This is a genomic window from Streptococcus suis (genome assembly GCF_002960625.1).
Taxonomy (GTDB): Bacteria; Bacillota; Bacilli; order Lactobacillales; family Streptococcaceae; genus Streptococcus; species Streptococcus suis_T.
The window spans coordinates 1-16,700 of record NZ_POJH01000037.1; the positions used below are offsets into that span (position 1 = coordinate 1).

General features: G+C 42.5%; 14 protein-coding genes. 8 read left to right on the top strand and 6 right to left on the bottom strand.

Annotation, left to right across the window (positions count from 1 at the left end):
- Positions 1 to 604 (top strand): LPXTG cell wall anchor domain-containing protein (locus C1G49_RS11015; protein ID WP_153048234.1); only part of this gene is annotated, 604 nt, incomplete at its 5' end.
- Positions 605 to 750: 146 nt separating this feature from the next.
- Here the strand turns inward: C1G49_RS11015 and C1G49_RS08690 are convergent.
- The 4 genes from C1G49_RS08690 to C1G49_RS08705 form a co-directional block, all read right to left on the bottom strand.
- Complete coding sequence (locus C1G49_RS08690; protein ID WP_029185965.1) at positions 751 to 2,469, bottom strand: phospho-sugar mutase; 1,719 nt, start codon at positions 2,467 to 2,469, stop codon at positions 751 to 753.
- Between the two features lie 89 nt (positions 2,470 to 2,558).
- On the bottom strand, positions 2,559 to 3,128 hold the full coding sequence (locus tag C1G49_RS08695; RefSeq protein ID WP_105125374.1) for an ECF transporter S component: 570 nt from the start codon (positions 3,126 to 3,128) through the stop codon (positions 2,559 to 2,561).
- Complete coding sequence (gene coaC, locus C1G49_RS08700; RefSeq protein ID WP_105125375.1) at positions 3,118 to 3,663, bottom strand: phosphopantothenoylcysteine decarboxylase; 546 nt, start codon at positions 3,661 to 3,663, stop codon at positions 3,118 to 3,120. The genes C1G49_RS08695 and coaC overlap by 11 nt, the downstream gene beginning before the upstream one ends.
- A complete protein-coding gene (locus C1G49_RS08705) occupies positions 3,656 to 4,351 on the bottom strand; it encodes a phosphopantothenate--cysteine ligase (protein ID WP_161941088.1) in 696 nt (231 codons plus the stop codon). The genes coaC and C1G49_RS08705 overlap by 8 nt, the downstream gene beginning before the upstream one ends.
- A gap of 235 nt (positions 4,352 to 4,586) precedes the next feature.
- Between C1G49_RS08705 and C1G49_RS08710 the strand changes: the two genes are divergently transcribed.
- On the top strand, positions 4,587 to 6,257 hold the full coding sequence (locus C1G49_RS08710) for a formate--tetrahydrofolate ligase (RefSeq protein WP_105125377.1): 1,671 nt from the start codon (positions 4,587 to 4,589) through the stop codon (positions 6,255 to 6,257).
- A 44-nt stretch (positions 6,258 to 6,301) separates the two neighbouring features.
- On the opposite strand, the gene C1G49_RS08715 is transcribed toward C1G49_RS08710, so the two are convergent.
- Complete coding sequence (locus C1G49_RS08715) at positions 6,302 to 7,111, bottom strand: PrsW family glutamic-type intramembrane protease (protein ID WP_105125378.1); 810 nt, start codon at positions 7,109 to 7,111, stop codon at positions 6,302 to 6,304.
- Positions 7,112 to 7,295: 184 nt separating this feature from the next.
- On the opposite strand from C1G49_RS08715, the gene C1G49_RS08720 reads away from it, so the two are divergent.
- Positions 7,296 to 8,621: an FAD-containing oxidoreductase gene (locus C1G49_RS08720; protein ID WP_105125379.1), complete on the top strand. Its 1,326-nt coding sequence runs from the start codon at positions 7,296 to 7,298 to the stop codon at positions 8,619 to 8,621.
- 199 nt (positions 8,622 to 8,820) lie between these two features.
- Here the strand turns inward: C1G49_RS08720 and ucpA are convergent, their stop codons facing one another.
- Positions 8,821 to 9,612 (bottom strand): SDR family oxidoreductase UcpA, encoded by a 792-nt coding sequence (ucpA, locus tag C1G49_RS08725; RefSeq protein WP_105125380.1) that lies wholly within the window; start codon positions 9,610 to 9,612, stop codon positions 8,821 to 8,823.
- A gap of 243 nt (positions 9,613 to 9,855) precedes the next feature.
- Between ucpA and C1G49_RS08730 the strand changes: the two genes are divergently transcribed.
- From C1G49_RS08730 to C1G49_RS08750, 5 genes are all read left to right on the top strand, one after another.
- Positions 9,856 to 10,473 (top strand): DUF5052 family protein, encoded by a 618-nt coding sequence (locus C1G49_RS08730; RefSeq protein ID WP_105125381.1) that lies wholly within the window; start codon positions 9,856 to 9,858, stop codon positions 10,471 to 10,473.
- Positions 10,474 to 10,983, top strand: a complete 510-nt coding sequence (locus C1G49_RS08735) for a GNAT family N-acetyltransferase (RefSeq protein ID WP_105125382.1) — start codon at positions 10,474 to 10,476, stop codon at positions 10,981 to 10,983. It abuts the gene before it with no gap.
- The gene (locus C1G49_RS08740) at positions 10,973 to 11,626 is read left to right on the top strand and encodes a DNA alkylation repair protein (RefSeq protein ID WP_105125383.1); all 654 of its coding nucleotides are present in this window, start codon (positions 10,973 to 10,975) and stop codon (positions 11,624 to 11,626) included. The genes C1G49_RS08735 and C1G49_RS08740 overlap by 11 nt, the downstream gene beginning before the upstream one ends.
- A gap of 8 nt (positions 11,627 to 11,634) precedes the next feature.
- Complete coding sequence (locus C1G49_RS08745; protein WP_105125384.1) at positions 11,635 to 11,922, top strand: DUF1905 domain-containing protein; 288 nt, start codon at positions 11,635 to 11,637, stop codon at positions 11,920 to 11,922.
- Between the two features lie 518 nt (positions 11,923 to 12,440).
- Positions 12,441 to 16,670: a sialidase domain-containing protein gene (locus tag C1G49_RS08750; protein ID WP_105125385.1), complete on the top strand. Its 4,230-nt coding sequence runs from the start codon at positions 12,441 to 12,443 to the stop codon at positions 16,668 to 16,670.
- Positions 16,671 to 16,700 lie beyond the last annotated feature (30 nt).

Genomic DNA, 16,700 nt, shown 5'->3' on the forward strand with positions numbered 1-16,700 from the left:
AACTGTGCCAGTAGTTCCAACTCCACCGGTGATTCCAACTGCGCCAGTAGTTCCAACTCCACCGGTAGTTCCAACTGCGCCAGTAGTTCCAACTCCACCGGTAGTTCCAACTGCGCCAGTAGTTCCAACTCCACCGGTAGTTCCAACTGTGCCAGTAGTTCCAACTCCACCGGTAGTTCCAACTGCGCCAGTAGTTCCAACTGTGCCAGTAGTTCCAACTCCACCGGTGATTCCAACTGCGCCAGTAGTTCCAACTCCACCGGTAGTTCCAACTGCGCCAGTAGTTCCAACTCCACCGGTAGTTCCAACTATGCCAGTAGTTCCAACTCCACCGGTAGTTCCAACTGCGCCAGTAGTTCCAACTGTGCCAGTAGTTCCAACTGCGCCAGTAGTTCCAACTCCATCGGTAGTTCCAACCCCACTGAGTACTCCAAGTGTTCCAGTTCAATCAGGACCACTTAAAGTAGAGGTGGCTCCAGGAACAAAAGTAGCAGTATTGCCAAATACAGGTGAAACAGACTCAACATTCATATTGATTATGAGTGGGGGCGCTATTGTTGCTAGCTTATCTTTGGCTGGAACTTTAATAAGAAGAAATGACTAGTGCATTGAAACTATTTGTATTAAAGATGCCCATTGTCAACCGAGTGGACTGTTGAAAAGCTAGAGTTAGAGAGAGTGAATACTTCGCTCTCTCTTTATTCATCAAAAAAAGAGCCGCGGTGTGCGACTCTTTTTGATTTCCAATTCTTACCCAACAAATTCGTTGATTTCTTTTTCGATGTTGGCGATTTTTTCTTCTGCTTCAGCAAGGGTTTCACCAACCGTTGCAATGTAGAATTTGATTTTTGGTTCTGTTCCTGAAGGACGAACGGCAAACCAAGAATCATCTGCCAAGGTGTATTTCAAGACATCTGATGGAGGAGTAGTGAGTTTTTCAACGTTTCCATCTTTATCTGTTTTGGTTTGAAGGGCAAAGTCTTCAAAGACTGCGATGTCAGTTGCGTTGAATTGTGCTGGTGAGTTATCGCGGAACTTAGCCATTATTGCCTTGATTTGTTCTGCACCGTCTTTGCCAGAAAGGGTAACAGAGATTGTTTTCTCAGCAAAGTAGCCGTATTCTTTGAAGATTTCATCGATACCGTCAGCCAAGGTCATGCCACGTGAACGGTAGTAGGCAGCAATTTCAGCAACCATAAGCACAGCCTGGATAGCATCCTTGTCACGCACGAATGGTTTGATGAGGTAGCCGAAGCTTTCTTCAAAACCAAACATGTAAGTATGGTTGTGTTTTTCTTCGAACTCTTGGATTTTCTCAGCGATGAATTTGAAACCAGTCAAGACATTGAACATGGTAGCGCCGTAGCTTTCAGCAATCTTAGTTACCAACTCAGTGGATACGATTGACTTAGCAAGGGCAGCGTTTGCAGGAAGTGTACCTGCTTGCTTGTGGGCTTCAAGGATGTACTTAGCAATGATAGCACCGATTTGGTTACCAGAGAGGTTCCAGTAAGAACCGTCTGCTTGACGAACTTCAACACCAACACGGTCAGCATCTGGGTCAGTTGCAAGAAGAACATCTGCACCGACTTCACGGCCCAATTCTTCCGCAAGGGCAAAAGCAGCTTGGCTTTCTGGGTTTGGTGAAGCGACAGTAGAGAAGTCAGGGTCAGCAGTTGCCTGTGCTTCCACAACTTGAACAGACTCAAAGCCAGCCTGTGCAAGGGCACGACGAGCCAACATTTCACCCGTACCATGAAGTGGTGTGTAGACAATCTTCATGTCTTTACCGTATTCCGCAATCAGTTCAGGGTTGATGTTGAGGTCTTTGAGTTCTTCAAGATACTTAACATCAGTTTCTTCGCCAAGAACTGTAATCAAGCCATTTTCCTTACTTGCTTCAAGGTCAGCCAATTCAACTGCAAATGGATTGTCAATGGCGCGGATGAAGTTGGTCAATGCATCTGCATCAGCTGGTGGCATTTGTCCGCCGTCTTCACCGTAAACCTTGTAGCCGTTAAATTCTTTAGGGTTGTGGCTGGCAGTCACCATGATACCTGCGATGGCATTGTAATGACGAACTGCAAATGACAACTCAGGAGTTGGACGAAGGCTTTCAAATACATAGGATTTGATGCCATGCGCTGCCAAAACTTGAGCTGATTCAAAGGCAAATTCTGGAGAGAAGTGACGTGAGTCGTAAGCGATGGCAACACCACGTTTTTTAGCTTCTTCACCCTTTGATTCTACCAATTTTGCCAAACCTTCTGTAGCTTGACGAACGACGAATACGTTGATACGGTTAGTACCCGCACCAATATAACCACGCATTCCCGCTGTACCAAATTCAAGGTTTGTATAGAAGGCATCTTCTTTGGTTTTTTCATCCATTGCGACTAATTCTTCACGCAAGTAATCTGGAAGGTCCGCAAAGTCGAGCCATGTCTGATAGTTTTCTTGATAAGTCATCGCATATCTCCTTAAAATTTTTCTATTAAACGCTTTCATTATACCATGTTTGAAAAGAAAAATCACGCTTTCACGTGATTTTCTGATATTTATTTTTTAACTTTCTGTAAAACCGGAACAATTGCAAGGGTTAGAATAGTTGCAATGATCATTTCAGCGATAGAATTAACAGAGACGATGGCTGCTAAAACAGCTTGAATATCTCCCTTGAAGACCCCACCGAAGAAGAAGAAAATTCCGGAAAGTACGAAGATGGTGTTGGTGAGTGTACCAGTTAAACCAGCGAGTGCAAGACCTTCTTTATTTTGCCACAATTTGTAGATAAAGTAAGGGGCAACTCCAATTAAAATCCGTGGTATAAGAGCAATGATGACAGAGTAAATGTTTCCGTTTTCAACAAAAGGAGAGAAGACATAGCTTAAGGGAGAGAGAATAATACTGTTACGGATGATACTCATTATCCCCATAAATCCACCCAACTGGGCACCAATCCGAGGACCATAAATAATGCTGGCAATGATCACAGGAATGTGGGTAATGGTTGGTTTGACAGGGAGGACAAAGGCAGCAAAGATAGCCTGACTGATGGTTTCAATAACGACCATAACAGCAATAAAAATAGCTAGGGTTGCGACTTGGTTGGCTTTGTTAGTTTTCATTCAGTGTAGAACTCACTTTCTCTAATATAATCTCAATTTCAGCAAGGGCCCCTGTTCCAAAATCGCCACAAGCAAGAAGGGCTTCGCGTGGTTTGATTTCCTCAAAGCCGTATTCAGCTAGGGTTTTGAGATTTTTCTGTGTAGCAGGATTTAGGTACATATTGGTATTCATGGCAGGGGCAACAAGTTTTTTGGTCCCAAGGGGTAGGGCCAGAGCTGTTGCGGTAACCATATTATCTGCCCAGCCATGTGCCAATTTCGCGATGGTATTGGCAGAAGCAGGTGCCACGATGAAGAGGTCAGTCGCCTTGGCAATATCAATATGCTTGATAGAGCTAGGATTTTCTTCCAGCATGACATCTATGTGAACCAGATTTTTTGACAAGGATTGGAAGGTCAAGGGTGTGATAAAGTCCATAGCAGAGCGGCTCATGAGGACAGTCACCTGATGACCCAGTTTGGTCAATTGACTGGTCAAGTCTGCTGCCTTATAGGCAGAAATGGAGCCAGTAACGGCAAGAGTAATATTAGCCATTTGTTTCTCCTTTTTCCAAGGTTTTCAAAATCAGCTGAGCAATTTCTTCTTTTGTAGTTGCCTGAACTTCAGAAGTCTTGTCTACCAAGTAGGCGATATGTTGATTACCCTTGATATCTATCAAGTCATTGGCCACAATATAGTCTGCACCATTGCGTTCAATACTTTGGCGAGCAACTGCAAATAATTCTTCCTTTGGAACATCTACTAAGAGCTTGAAGCCGATTAGTTGGATAGCTGAATTCCATTTCTTGACATAGGAAATGACCTTGGGAGTTTTCTTGAGGAAAAGGACCTGATAGTCATCTTTGGAAGAAATTTTGCTTTCAGCATTTTTCTTATCTAATAAGCTAGAGATATCTTCGGTTGTTTCAACTTCCTCCAAGCCAGTCATATAAACAGGTGTATAATCTGATACCGCCATGCTATGAATGAGGGCGTGGTGGGACTTAACCAGAGGTTCTAAAGTCGATTTTAAACTCTCAACATTTGTGATTTCAATAATGGTTAAATTCTTTTGTGGCAGTGGTTTAAGAGCCTGTTTTGTCGTGACCAATGTGACTTCATGTCCACCTTTCAAAGCCTGTTCTGCAATGATTTTTCCGAGATTGCCAGAGGCATGATTGGTAATGGCGCGGACTTGGTCGATGGCTTCACTTGTTCCACCTGATGTAATCAATAGTTTCATGTTCATATTGTACTAGAATTTCCATTTTTCGTAAAGTTTCTGAGAGGGGATTTTCACAAAGTTTTACTCAGTACGATTATCAGTAGTCTTTCTAGACTGATTTTTCGAACACCTTCCAAGAAAAACAAGGAAAAATCATTAAAAACCGTACATTTGCTACGAATTTTTAGAAAATATGCGAAAAATAGTTTTTATATGGTATAATGTTTGTGAAAAATATGGAAAAGGAGCTACTATGAAGACCGATATTGAAATCGCACAAAGTGTAGAATTAAAACCCATCACAGAAATCGTTGAAAAAGTTGGTATCAGCTTTGATGATATTGAACTTTATGGAAAATACAAGGCAAAACTGTCTTTCGATAAAATCAATGCCGTTAAGGACAATGAACCAGGCAAGTTAATTTTGGTGACGGCTATCAACCCAACACCAGCTGGTGAAGGTAAGTCGACTATTACTATCGGTTTGGCTGATGCACTATCAAAGATTGGCAAGAAAACCATGATTGCCCTTCGTGAGCCTTCTTTGGGACCTGTCATGGGGATCAAAGGTGGAGCTGCAGGTGGTGGCTATGCTCAGGTCTTGCCAATGGAAGACATCAACCTGCATTTTACAGGTGACATGCATGCCATTACCACGGCTAACAACGCCCTTTCAGCCTTGATTGATAACCATATCCACCAAGGAAATGCAATCGGTATTGACCAACGCCGTATCATCTGGAAACGGGTGGTAGACCTCAACGACCGTGCTTTGCGTAAAGTAACTGTTGGCTTGGGTGGTCCGCTCAATGGTATTCCTCGTGAAGATGGTTTTGATATTACCGTTGCTTCTGAAATCATGGCGATTTTGTGTTTGGCGACAGACATCAATGACTTGAAAGAACGATTGGCCAATATCGTGATCGGTTATCGTTTCGATCGCAGTCCTGTCTACGTGCGTGATTTGGCGGTGGAAGGTGCTTTGACCCTCATTTTGAAGGATGCTATCAAACCAAACCTTGTCCAAACTATCTATGGCACGCCAGCTTTTGTCCATGGCGGTCCATTTGCTAACATTGCTCATGGCTGTAACTCAGTCCTCGCTACCACAACCGCTCTGCGATTGGCCGACTATACCGTAACAGAAGCAGGCTTCGGGGCTGACCTTGGAGCAGAGAAGTTTCTTGATATCAAAGTGCCAAATCTTCCAAAAGCTCCAGATGCTGTGGTGATTGTAGCAACCCTGCGTGCCCTTAAAATGCACGGTGGTGTAGCTAAGACAGAACTTTCTGCTGAAAATGTTGAAGCAGTGAAAGCTGGTTTTGCAAACCTCAAACGCCACGTGGAAAATATCCAGAAGTATGGTATACCAGCAGTCGTTGCTATTAACGAATTCGTCTCAGATACAGCTGATGAAATTGCCGCTTTGAAAGATCTTTGCGCTGAAATTGGCGTACCTGTCGAGTTGGCAAGTGTTTGGGCAAATGGCGCTGATGGTGGTGTTGAGTTGGCTGAAACAGTTGTTGCCACCATTGAAAATCAAGCGGCCAACTACCAACGTCTTTACAAGGCAGAAGACAGTTTAGAAGAAAAAGTGACTAAGATTGTTACACAAATCTACGGTGGTTCTGGAGTTGTCTTTGAGAAGAAGGCTCGTAACCAGCTGGCTGAGTTTGCTAAGAACGGTTGGGATAAGTTGCCAGTCTGCATGGCCAAGACCCAATACAGCTTCTCAGATGATCAGTTTGCCCTTGGTGCACCGGCAGACTTTGACATTACAGTTCGTGAATTTGTGCCAAAATTGGGAGCAGGCTTCATTGTCGTTCTGACAGGTGATGTCATGACCATGCCAGGACTTCCAAAAGTTCCTGCTGCCCTCAATATGGACGTGGCAGAAGATGGGACAGCAATTGGTTTGTTCTAATCTGATGAATAGAAAAAATCCGCTCGGTTGGGCGGATTTTTCTGTTACTCTGGTGCTTGATCAATCGTTTTAAAGGCAAGAAGTCCCAGCAAGACACTTGCCATCGGAAGCAGGGTTGTCAAAATACCTGTATGCAATGGGGAGTTGAAGAAGAAGTGCAGACCGATACTTGCCACAATCCAAAATAGACCTTGAACTGTTGACATGGCTTTTTGTTTGGTAAAAAGTGCCACCATACCAACAGCAAAGAGCATGGTAAATACCCAGTGGGTCCAACCAGCCTGTCCCACACGACCGATAATGGTCTCAAACCCATCTAGTTTACCAATAAACATATCACGGAAGGTGAACATGATATCTTCAACGATTTGGAAACTAAGACCAGCGATGATACCACTGACCAAGGCATGTTTGAGAGTTATTTTTCTTGCAATTAGTAAAACCAAGAGAACAACCAGAGCCTTGCCAAATTCTTCTGCAAACGGGGCAGAAACAGCAGCCCCCCAGTCATAACGAAAATCATCACTGACCTGAACAATCTCTAGCAAAAAGTAGCCGATAGCAGTGTGTCCATAGTCTGAAAAAGCCACTCCGGCAGTTAGTCCCAAAATCCAACTCAACTGACTGACTTTTTTAGAAATTGCATAGCGCTTTTCCAAGTAGCGGATGAAATAGACCAAGGGAATGATATAGAGAGCGGCCACAGATATGGTCAGTAAAAACAAGGGATACTTGGCCTCCATGCCATTTGGTGTTGCCAGTTCTTCAAAGATAATTTGACAGCCTTTTACAAAGCCAAAGCTGGCTAACAGAATAGGGAAGTAGGTTTTACAATTTTGAACGATGTTATACATTTTTTCTCCTTATTATTGTATTAAGTGATTAGTATTTGGATACATTGTATCAAAAATGGTCTTCCCTTGTCCACTATTCTTGTGTTTTCTAGTTAAAAATTACAAAAGACTCTCTCGTAGCAGAATTGTGTCAAAATTATTCTTTTTTGATAGACTAATGTTGAAAAAATAAAAGGAGAATCTTATGGAACAATTTGATTTGTTAGTTATTGGTTTTGGTAAGGCAGGAAAGACCTTAGCAGGAAAGCTTTCTGCAGCTGGTAAAAAGGTAGCTTTGGTTGAGGAAAATCCTACCATGTTTGGCGGGACCTGTATCAATATCGGCTGTATTCCAACCAAGACCCTCTTGGTTGCAGCAGATAAAAATTGGACTTTCGAGCAGGTCATGGAGCAGAAGGAAACTGTGACCACTCGTTTGCGGAACAAAAATGAAGCGGTCTTGAAAGGCAGCGGTGTCAATCTTTATCAAGGTCACGCACGGTTTGTGGCTGACAAGGTTGTAGAGGTAGTTGCTGGAGAAGAACGCCTTCAGTTAACTGCGGAAACCATTGTCATCAACACAGGTGCCAAGTCGCGCGTGCTTCCAATTCCAGGTTTGTTGGATACAGCTCACGTTTATGATAGTACAGGCATTCAGAACTTGGAAACTCGTCCTAACACGTTGGCCATTATCGGTGGTGGCAACATTGGACTTGAATTTGCTGGACTTTACAGCAAACTCGGCAGTCAGGTGACAGTATATGAAGCAAGCTCTGCTATTTTACCGAGAGAAGAGGAAGTGGTTGCTAAGCTAGCCAAGGAGTATATGGAAGAAGCTGGCGTGACCTTTGTCTTGGGTGCGAAACTCGAGCAAGTAGCAGCTGCGGGCGAGCAGGTTGCTGTGACAGTCAACGGTCAAACAACAATCTTCGACGCTGTCCTCTATGCGACAGGTCGTGTGCCGAATACTGCTGACTTGGGCTTGGAAAATACGGCGATTGAGCTTTTGGAAAATGGTGCTGTTAAGGTGGATGACTACTGCGAAACGACAGTTCCAGGTGTCTATGCAGTGGGTGATGTCAATGGTGGTCCACAATTCACTTATACATCCCTAGACGACTTCCGTATCGTCTTCGGCAAGTTGACTGGGACTGGAACTTATAGCTTGAGCCAACGTAAGTCTATTCCAACCAGTGTCTTTATTACGCCTGTGCTTTCTCGTGTCGGTCTGACCGAGAAGGAAGCCAAGGAAGCAGGTTACGACTACATTGCCAATGAACTGCCTGTTGCCAATATGCCACGTGCCCATGTCAATAATGATCTTAAAGGTATTTTCAAGGTTATCGTAGACAAGGAAAGTAAGCTTGTTCTGGGTGCCACACTCTTTGGTCGTAATTCAGAGGAGCTGATTAACTTGATTGCTATGGCGATTGATAACAATATCCCTTATACCTACTTCAAAACACAAATTTTCACCCATCCGACTATGGCTGAGAACTTGAACGATGTCTTTTCACTCATCGAAAATTAATACTATTCGGCGTCAACTTGCCTTGATATACTCAAGTATAATCTGCGGCTTCGTTTCCTAGACTAGTGTTAATTTTCATCGAGTGACCATTTTTCTTTGATGAACCGTGACCGTCCGATAGGGCGGTTTTTTATAGCATAAAAGGAGAATACCTTGATGATGGTTCATCTTGTTATTCTCCTTTTAATTACATTGTGCGTTAGACTCCCATATCGACAGTCTCTGGCAGAGTAGCTCCTCCATCAATGACAATTTGAGCCCCTGTTATATAACTACTTTCATCGCTTCCAAGAAAAGCAAATAATTCTCCAACTTCTTTAGGGTCTGCTAATCGTTTCATTGGAACTGCTTTTGCAATTCCCCCGATGATTTGCTCAGGGTTTTCAGGATTAGACTCTAAAGCCATTTGTTCTACCATTGGTGTACGTGCGTATCCTAATTGTGTACAGTTTACACGAATATTTCTTTGAGCATACTCGACAGCCAAGCATTTGGTTAAACCGACTGTTGCTGCTTTGGTCATTGCATATGCAGCTTCTCCAGGGTCTGCCACAATATCTCCTGTAACAGAAGAAGCAATGACAATACTACCTCCGTTTCCTTTTAGCATTTCCTTAATGGCGACTTGGCAAGTATTCCAGACACCCTTGATATTTACATCGATATGGAAATCTCTCATTTCTTCTGTAAATTCTTCAAATGGAGCCAATCGACAGACTCCAGCATTGCAACAGGCTATATGTAGAGAACCAAATGCAGCAATCGTTTTATTTACAGCCTCTTGTAATTGTGTTATTTCACGAACATCAGCTATATGTGTAATGATGTCTGCATGATACTTTTCTCGCAATTCTTGTGCCGTTGTCTCAACGGCTTCATCTCTATCTATCATGCAGATTTGAGCCCCATTTTTTACGTAGACTTCAGCAATTCCTTTACCAAGACCAAATGCAGCACCAGTAATCAGCGCAACTTTTCCAAGTAACTTCATAAGCGTTCCTCCTTGTTAATATATCAAATAAAATGTAACCCTTTTCAAACAAAAAGTCAAATGATTATATAGTAATTTTGAAATGAATTTATTGATATTTATTTTATTTTTCCTATTTCTTTTACAGAATAGGTTATATAAGATTACCATGCTATTTTTGGGGTTCTAAACTGCAATCTGCTGGTCATTTTGGTATTTTTTGTATACGTGGTACAATAAGGTATCAACCATTGGAGGTTTTATATGAAATGGAATAAAAAACTAGTACTTAGTGCCGTCTTAGTCGCAAGTTTGTTTACTTTGTCTGCCTGTCAATCAATTTCAAATTGGTGGAAAAATACCAAGGAAGAATGGATTGGCTTGGAAATGACGGTTCGGACATTTGATGAGAATTCTCAGTTAATCGATGAGATGTCTGGTAAGTCCCTATCGATTTCGCGGAATGAAGAATTCGATTCAGTGGATGCCGAAGGTTATTCCAATGCGGATTCGTCTGTTTTGAAGGTGACACTTGGTAATTATGAAATTGACCATGTTGGTTCGTCCTTGATTGCTGCAGAAGAAGGTTTGGAGGATTTATTTGCCAAGTATCAATCTTCTGTAGATATGGTCAACTATGATCCTTCCATTCCCATTGTCAATCGAATGGTTTCTAGCCTGAAAAATGATTTTACAGGTAAAGCAAAGGTTGTTTTAATTCGTTCGCAAAACGGAACACCTCTTGCGACCTATGCTGGAGATAAGGTGTCCCTCTATGCTTCCGATGCACCTAAGACTTCTGAACTCTTAATTGACGGCAAGCGTTTGATTATTTATCGCTGTGACTATACGATTTATGACAGAGAGTTGCTGGAGAACTAGATAATAAGAATTCGGTCAGCTCAGATTGAGGATGCTACAGATTTGGTGGCTATCTACGCTCCTTATGTTGAAGGTACCGCCATTACTTTTGAAACAGAAGTGCCGACTGTGGCGGACTTTGCCGGTCGTATTGAAAAGACTTTGGAGAAATTTCCCTATCTAGTCGCTGAAGAAGAAGGGCGAGTTGTGGGCTATGCCTATGCATCGACCTACTATGCCCGCGCTGCTTACGATTGGACAGTGGAATTGTCTGTTTATGTTGCTCAAGAGGCGCGTGGAAAAGGGTTCGGAAGTCTTTTATATGATGCCTTGGAAGAAGACCTGAAGGCGCGTGGTTTTAAGAACTTTTTAGCCTGTATCGCCCTGCCCAATCCAGCTTCCCTAGCTCTCCATGAGAAACGGGGCTACGAACAGGTGGCTCATTTCAAAAAGGTGGGATATAAATTTGGGACTTGGCATGATATTGTCTGGCTTCAAAAATCTTTGGTAGGTGAAATGGATGAAAATTGAAGAATTAGAGAAACGGCTCAATGCTGTGGCTGATACTAGTCAAGCCCAGCCTATGAAGGCTTATATGAAAAATAACTTTGAATTCTTGGGTGTACGAACGCCTGACCGCCGAAAAGTTGCCAAGCAGTTTTTCAAAGATTTCAAGGCTCAGGGAATTAACTGGGATTTTGTAGAGGCTTGTTGGGCTAAACCCTACCGTGAGTTTCAATATATTGCTATTGATTATCTGGTGACAAAGAAAAAGGACTTGGTTTTAGCTGACCTGCCTCGCTTGAAAAAATTAGCCCAGGCCAAGTCTTGGTGGGATAGTATTGACGGTCTGGACAAGCTAGTGGGCAAGATTGTAATGGACAATCCAGAGGCCAAGCAGACCATTTTGGAATGGAGCCTTGATGGTGATTTCTGGTTGAGGCGAATTGCCATTGACCACCAACTCTTGCAAAAAGAAAAGACAGATATAGAACTTCTTGAGAAAATTATCGTTAACAATCTCAATCAAACTGAATTTTTCATTAACAAGGCGATTGGCTGGAGTTTGAGAGATTATTCTAAAACCAATCCTGAATGGGTGCGGGATTTTCTTGATAAATATAGTTCTCAAATGGCAGGTCTATCCATTCGTGAAGCCAGTAAGTACATTTAGGAGTGGATATGTCTAAAGTATATGAATTTGAAGCAGTTATCCACCCTGTTCCAGATAAGGGAGGAGCCTATGTCATCTTTCCTTATGATATTCGAGAGGAATTTGGCAAGGGGAGGGTAAAGGTACATGCCACATTTGATGAACATCCTTATGATGGTTCAATCGTAAATATGGGAGTTTGTGATACAGAAGGGAATATCTGCTATATTATCGGAATTCAGAAGGCTATTCGAGCTGCCATAGGTAAACAGGCTGGTGATAGAGTTCAGGTGACTATTCAAGAACGTTTGGATTAGTGTGATTTGCAATTTTTCCAGATTATGGTAGAATAGGTTCATGCGATGAGCCGAGTAGTAGTGGGATTAAGGTTCAGCACACTTCTAAGAGTTCGTGTCAACATCTCAGCGCAGTGGTTGATTGGCAGATTTGTTCGTATTTTATACTCCAAATCTGACCTAATCAACTGTGCGGGGGTGGGAAGACGAACTCTTGGTTGACAAGTTGAGTTCTTTCCCACTCCCTTCGACGCTAGGGAGGTCTTCATTAGATTGAAACGCAGGAGCGGACCTTGGTTAGATGCTGTGAACCTTCTAATCTCATCGGAAACGATGCCCTTGCCCACCCTTGAGGTGGGCTTTTTTCTTTTCTAGTAGTTCATGTTTCTATTGCACCAAATGCTTCCTATAATCAATTTTTGATGATAATCTACTACTAGATATATTCCTTGTTTTTAGCTGAGATAAGGAATTAGTGTTTTTCTTTTACTACTTCCTGGTTGTGGGTAACTAGGACGGAAAATAATTGTGGAGATTATATGAAAAAGATTACCAAATCATCAATTTACAAGGTGTCCCTATTTTCAAGCATGATACTACCTGCTTTCTTTTGCATTGAGCAAGTTCAGGGGCAAGAGATTGTACCGACTGTTGAGAACCAGCAAGCAGTTGCTGTCCTCCAACCAGTAGTCAAAAATATGGAGTTAGATGTTGAAGAGGTGGTAGACCCAGCTGCTGTTGGGGTAGAGGTTCCAGTATTTACAGACCCTCATATCCAGCAACCACCAGTAGAAGAAGCTCCCCCTACCCCCTCCGATACTTCAATGGAATTTCGTGGCGGATACGTCACAATAAATGAAGATAGTCCAGCCAAGGAATTTGAAGCTAATGAAGTTACCAAGGTCGAAGCTGTCCAATTAGACACTAGTAATGATAAACGCCATGTCCTAGACGAAGGCACTGAGCAGCTGATTAGGCAGTCTGAGAATGGTACTATTTATATGGAATATAAGGCTAGTCAAAATGCTGGTTTCCATAGTCTGTTTTCAACATCCAGTGATACAAAGGCTAATGAATATACGGCACTCATTGCAAAAGATAGCAGTATTATGCTTGAAAGCCGTGTAGATGGTGGACGGACCATTGCCAATGTCACGCAGATGGATGCCAATATGGTCAACGGGGAATGGAATGCAGTTGCCATGACCTATGAAAAAGTCCTAAATAGTCAGGAGATGGATGTTAAGCTCTACATCAACGGTGAATTTTCAGGTGGAACTAGAGCTAGTCAAGGAATTTTTACCAGCGCGACAGCTATGAACCATGCTCAACTTGGGGCAACCAAACGTGGAAGTGAGCTGCGTTGGGGTGTGGACCGCATGGAAATTCGTAATTTTACCTTTTATAATAAGGTGTTGACATCGGATGAAGTGGCACGACGTTCCGAATTATTTGTCCGTCAAAGTCCAGAGGTAAGCAGTCCAGCAACTGTAGGTATATCTGAGAAGGTAGCGGTTTTTGAAGGAGGTAGAGCTGGTCAGAAAGGTCCAGAAGGGGCAGCAAGTTTTCGTATTCCAGCTCTGTTAAGAACGGATAAAGGAACCCTGATTGCTGCTACGGATATGCGTCATGACCATTCAGGTGACTGGGGCGATATTGCGCAGGCTGTTAAACGGAGTTCGGATAATGGAGCTACATGGGGACCGACCATTAAAATAGTTGATTTAAAAAATAATGCCAAGGCAAGTAATGCGACGATTGGCGCTCCTTTAACCATCGATACTGCACTGGTTCAAGACCCTACAACGAAACGAATTTTTGCCATTTACGATATGTTTCCAGAAGGTCAAGCCTTATTTGGAATGCCGTCTCAAAGAGAGGTAGAGTATACCGTCATCGATGGGAAATCTTATCTCAATCTTTATAGCAACAAGAATGATAGACCTTTTACTTTGAGAGAAAATGGCTATATTTATACACCAGATGGACAAATTACCCTCTATCGTGTTAATATTCGCGACACAAGTCCAGCCTATGCAAATATGGGTGACTTGTACTATGATCAAGAATTGATAGGGAATATTTATAACCAAACTGCCGACCCAGGTCTATTTCGTGTAGCAAATGCCAACTATATTTGGATGTCCTATAGTGATGATGATGGACGAACTTGGTCTAGACCTACAGATATTACACCTAGTGTAAAAAAAGAATATATGAAGTTTTTAGGTCTGGGTCCTGGTACAGGCATTGTCCTTCATACTGGTCCAAATAAAGGGCGTTTGGTTGTGCCTGCCTATTCTGCCAACTGGGTGACTGGTTTACACGGTTCTCAATCGGCTCTTGTACTCTATTCAGATGATCATGGTAGGACCTGGAAATCTGGTAAAAGCTTCAATGATGATCGTCCCTTGGCTGATGGAACTGTTTTGCACTCTAGTACGATGAATAATCGAAAAGAACAGGGAACAGAAGCAAGCCTAGTGCAACTGGGGAATGGTCAGTTGAAAATGTTTATGCGTGGTTTAGCTGGTAAGGTACGTGTGGCAACAAGTTTAGATGGAGGTCAAACCTGGTTGAAAGAGCTAGAGGTGATGGAAGATGTTCATGATCCTTATGTTCAATTGTCGGCTATTCGTCACGTTCGTAATGGTAAAGAATATGTTCTTTTAGCCAATGCAGCTGGTCCTGACCGTAATCGTACCAATGGTACTATCCATTTGGCAGAGGTTACGACTAATGGTCGTTTAATCTGGACCCATCATACTCTTATTCAGGAAGGCAATTTCGCCTACAACTCCATTCAATATCTTGGCAATGATACCTTTGGTATTCTCTACGAGCATACGACTGGTAATCAGAATGCCTATAGTTTATATTACAAAACGGTCACTTGGGATTATTTGACAAAACCTGTGAGTACAAGTTACGCCAGTGCCGTACAAGCTGTTAGTTTGGGTCGTGATAATCGGTTATATCTATCCTTCACTAAACCGGTGTTGGCCTTGGGACGTCCTCAATTACGGATCCAATCAGGTCACCAACTGAGCTACATCGGACAGTTAGATTCTAGGACCTTGGTTTATAACTGGAATTCTACGACAGGAGTGCTTGTTTTTGACGGGCTTGTTAGTGGGGCTATTGTGACGCCGGAAAATCAACAGGTCTATTTAAAGGCTATTTTTGAACCGTTACACGCTACGTCTAGTCAGAAAGTTACATTGGACCGCCTTTTAGTGAGAGGCGAAGATGTTTATGAGGATGGTCATCGACGCGGTCTGGCTAATTTGATGGATGGCAACCTAGATACACTAACAGAATTGCGATGGAATTTGAGTAATAGCAAGGTAAGACTTCCGCAAACTATTTCTATCCAGACACGCGATAATCAGGTTATTCAACTGGACAAGCTCTCTCTGTTTAAACGGATCAATAATTATGGTACAGTCACCAAGTATCGTATCAAAACATATACCGATACGGTGTTGACACATGATTCGGCTATTATTGAAGTTCCGTATGCTCAGACAGAAGATCATTATAAATTTACAAGTAGAGTCTTTGCCAATAAGGTTGAGTTGATTATTTTAGAAGCTAAATTCCGTCCAGATGTTATCAATAATCGGACCATGACCATCAGGGAAGTTGAATTGTACGAGGTTGGAAATGCTGTCGAAGAGCTACCAGCATTTAGAGTAGAGAAGATTGACAGTTCTCGTCTAACGGTTCGTGGTGAAAATGTCTACGAGGATACCTTTGGGCGTGGCTTATCTAACTTGATGGATGGCAATAAGGAAAGTTTGACGGAACTTCGTTGGAATTTGAGCGATAGTCGGGTCACCTTGCCACAGACCATCACTATCCAGACTAGAAATGGCCAAGCAACTAGATTGCATAGTCTGGTCATGACCAAGCGTATCAATAACAACGGAACGGTCACTAAATATCGAATAAAGGCTTATAATGGTGCTAACTTGGTTCATCAATCAACTGAAATTTCAGTGCCATATGAAAGAGAAATCGAAACCTATCAATTTACACGAGAGGTTCGAGCGGATAGAGTTGAGTTGATTATTCTGGAGGCGCGTGTGCGACCAAATCAGATCAATAATCGCATGATGACCTTGAAAGAGGTGGAATTATTTGAATACGTTCCAAGTCAAGCCGAACCTGCCTTTGCTAATCATCAGGTATTGAGTTTGGATCCTCTTCAGACAAATGCCCAAAATGGGAAACGCCTTGAATTAGATAGCAGTGTCAAGGATAACCTTTTAGCTATCAATAGTGGAACAATTTTCATGGACTTTAAAGCCAGTACAACTTCTGGTTTTTATAGCCTATTCTCAACATCAAGTGCCAGTCTAAAAAATGAGTACTCAGCTCTCATAGTGCGAGATGGAAAATTGATTTTTGAAAGCCGTATTGGTAGTGGTGGTCAGACAATCGGTCAGATTACAGATGCTAGTCAGCGACTAATAAATGGAAATTGGAATACTGTGGCCATGACCTATGAACAAGTTGGGACAGGTAGTCAGTATCTAATCAAATTATATGTAAATGGAAAATTGTCTGGTCAGACGACCATGTCGCAAGCTCCATTTACCTCAGCAACAGCTATGGATCATGTCCAAGTTGGTGGAACCCGTCGTCAAACGGAACTTCGTTGGATGGTTGATGAGTTGAACCTTCGTCAATTTGTCCTCTATAATAGTGCTTTGACCTCAGAGGAAATTGAGCAACGTTCGCAGATGTTTGCCTACTCTGCATAATTATTTTAAATTGGTCCTGAGAAATTCAGC

Bases quoted from the DNA above. Each gene is read 5' to 3' on its own strand.
- C1G49_RS08730 (WP_105125381.1), top strand. From the start codon at position 9,856: ATGAAATGGAATAAAAAACTAGTACTTAGTGCCGTCTTAGTCGCAAGT.
- C1G49_RS08695 (WP_105125374.1), bottom strand. From the start codon at position 3,128: ATGAAAACTAACAAAGCCAACCAAGTCGCAACCCTAGCTATTTTTATT.
- C1G49_RS08740 (WP_105125383.1), top strand. From the start codon at position 10,973: ATGAAAATTGAAGAATTAGAGAAACGGCTCAATGCTGTGGCTGATACT.
- ucpA (WP_105125380.1), bottom strand. From the start codon at position 9,612: ATGAAGTTACTTGGAAAAGTTGCGCTGATTACTGGTGCTGCATTTGGT.
- C1G49_RS08745 (WP_105125384.1), top strand. From the start codon at position 11,635: ATGTCTAAAGTATATGAATTTGAAGCAGTTATCCACCCTGTTCCAGAT.
- C1G49_RS08715 (WP_105125378.1), bottom strand. From the start codon at position 7,111: ATGTATAACATCGTTCAAAATTGTAAAACCTACTTCCCTATTCTGTTA.
- coaC (WP_105125375.1), bottom strand. From the start codon at position 3,663: ATGGCTAATATTACTCTTGCCGTTACTGGCTCCATTTCTGCCTATAAG.
- C1G49_RS08710 (WP_105125377.1), top strand. From the start codon at position 4,587: ATGAAGACCGATATTGAAATCGCACAAAGTGTAGAATTAAAACCCATC.
- C1G49_RS08750 (WP_105125385.1), top strand. From the start codon at position 12,441: ATGAAAAAGATTACCAAATCATCAATTTACAAGGTGTCCCTATTTTCA.
- C1G49_RS08690 (WP_029185965.1), bottom strand. From the start codon at position 2,469: ATGACTTATCAAGAAAACTATCAGACATGGCTCGACTTTGCGGACCTT.
- C1G49_RS08705 (WP_161941088.1), bottom strand. From the start codon at position 4,351: ATGAAACTATTGATTACATCAGGTGGAACAAGTGAAGCCATCGACCAA.
- C1G49_RS08720 (WP_105125379.1), top strand. From the start codon at position 7,296: ATGGAACAATTTGATTTGTTAGTTATTGGTTTTGGTAAGGCAGGAAAG.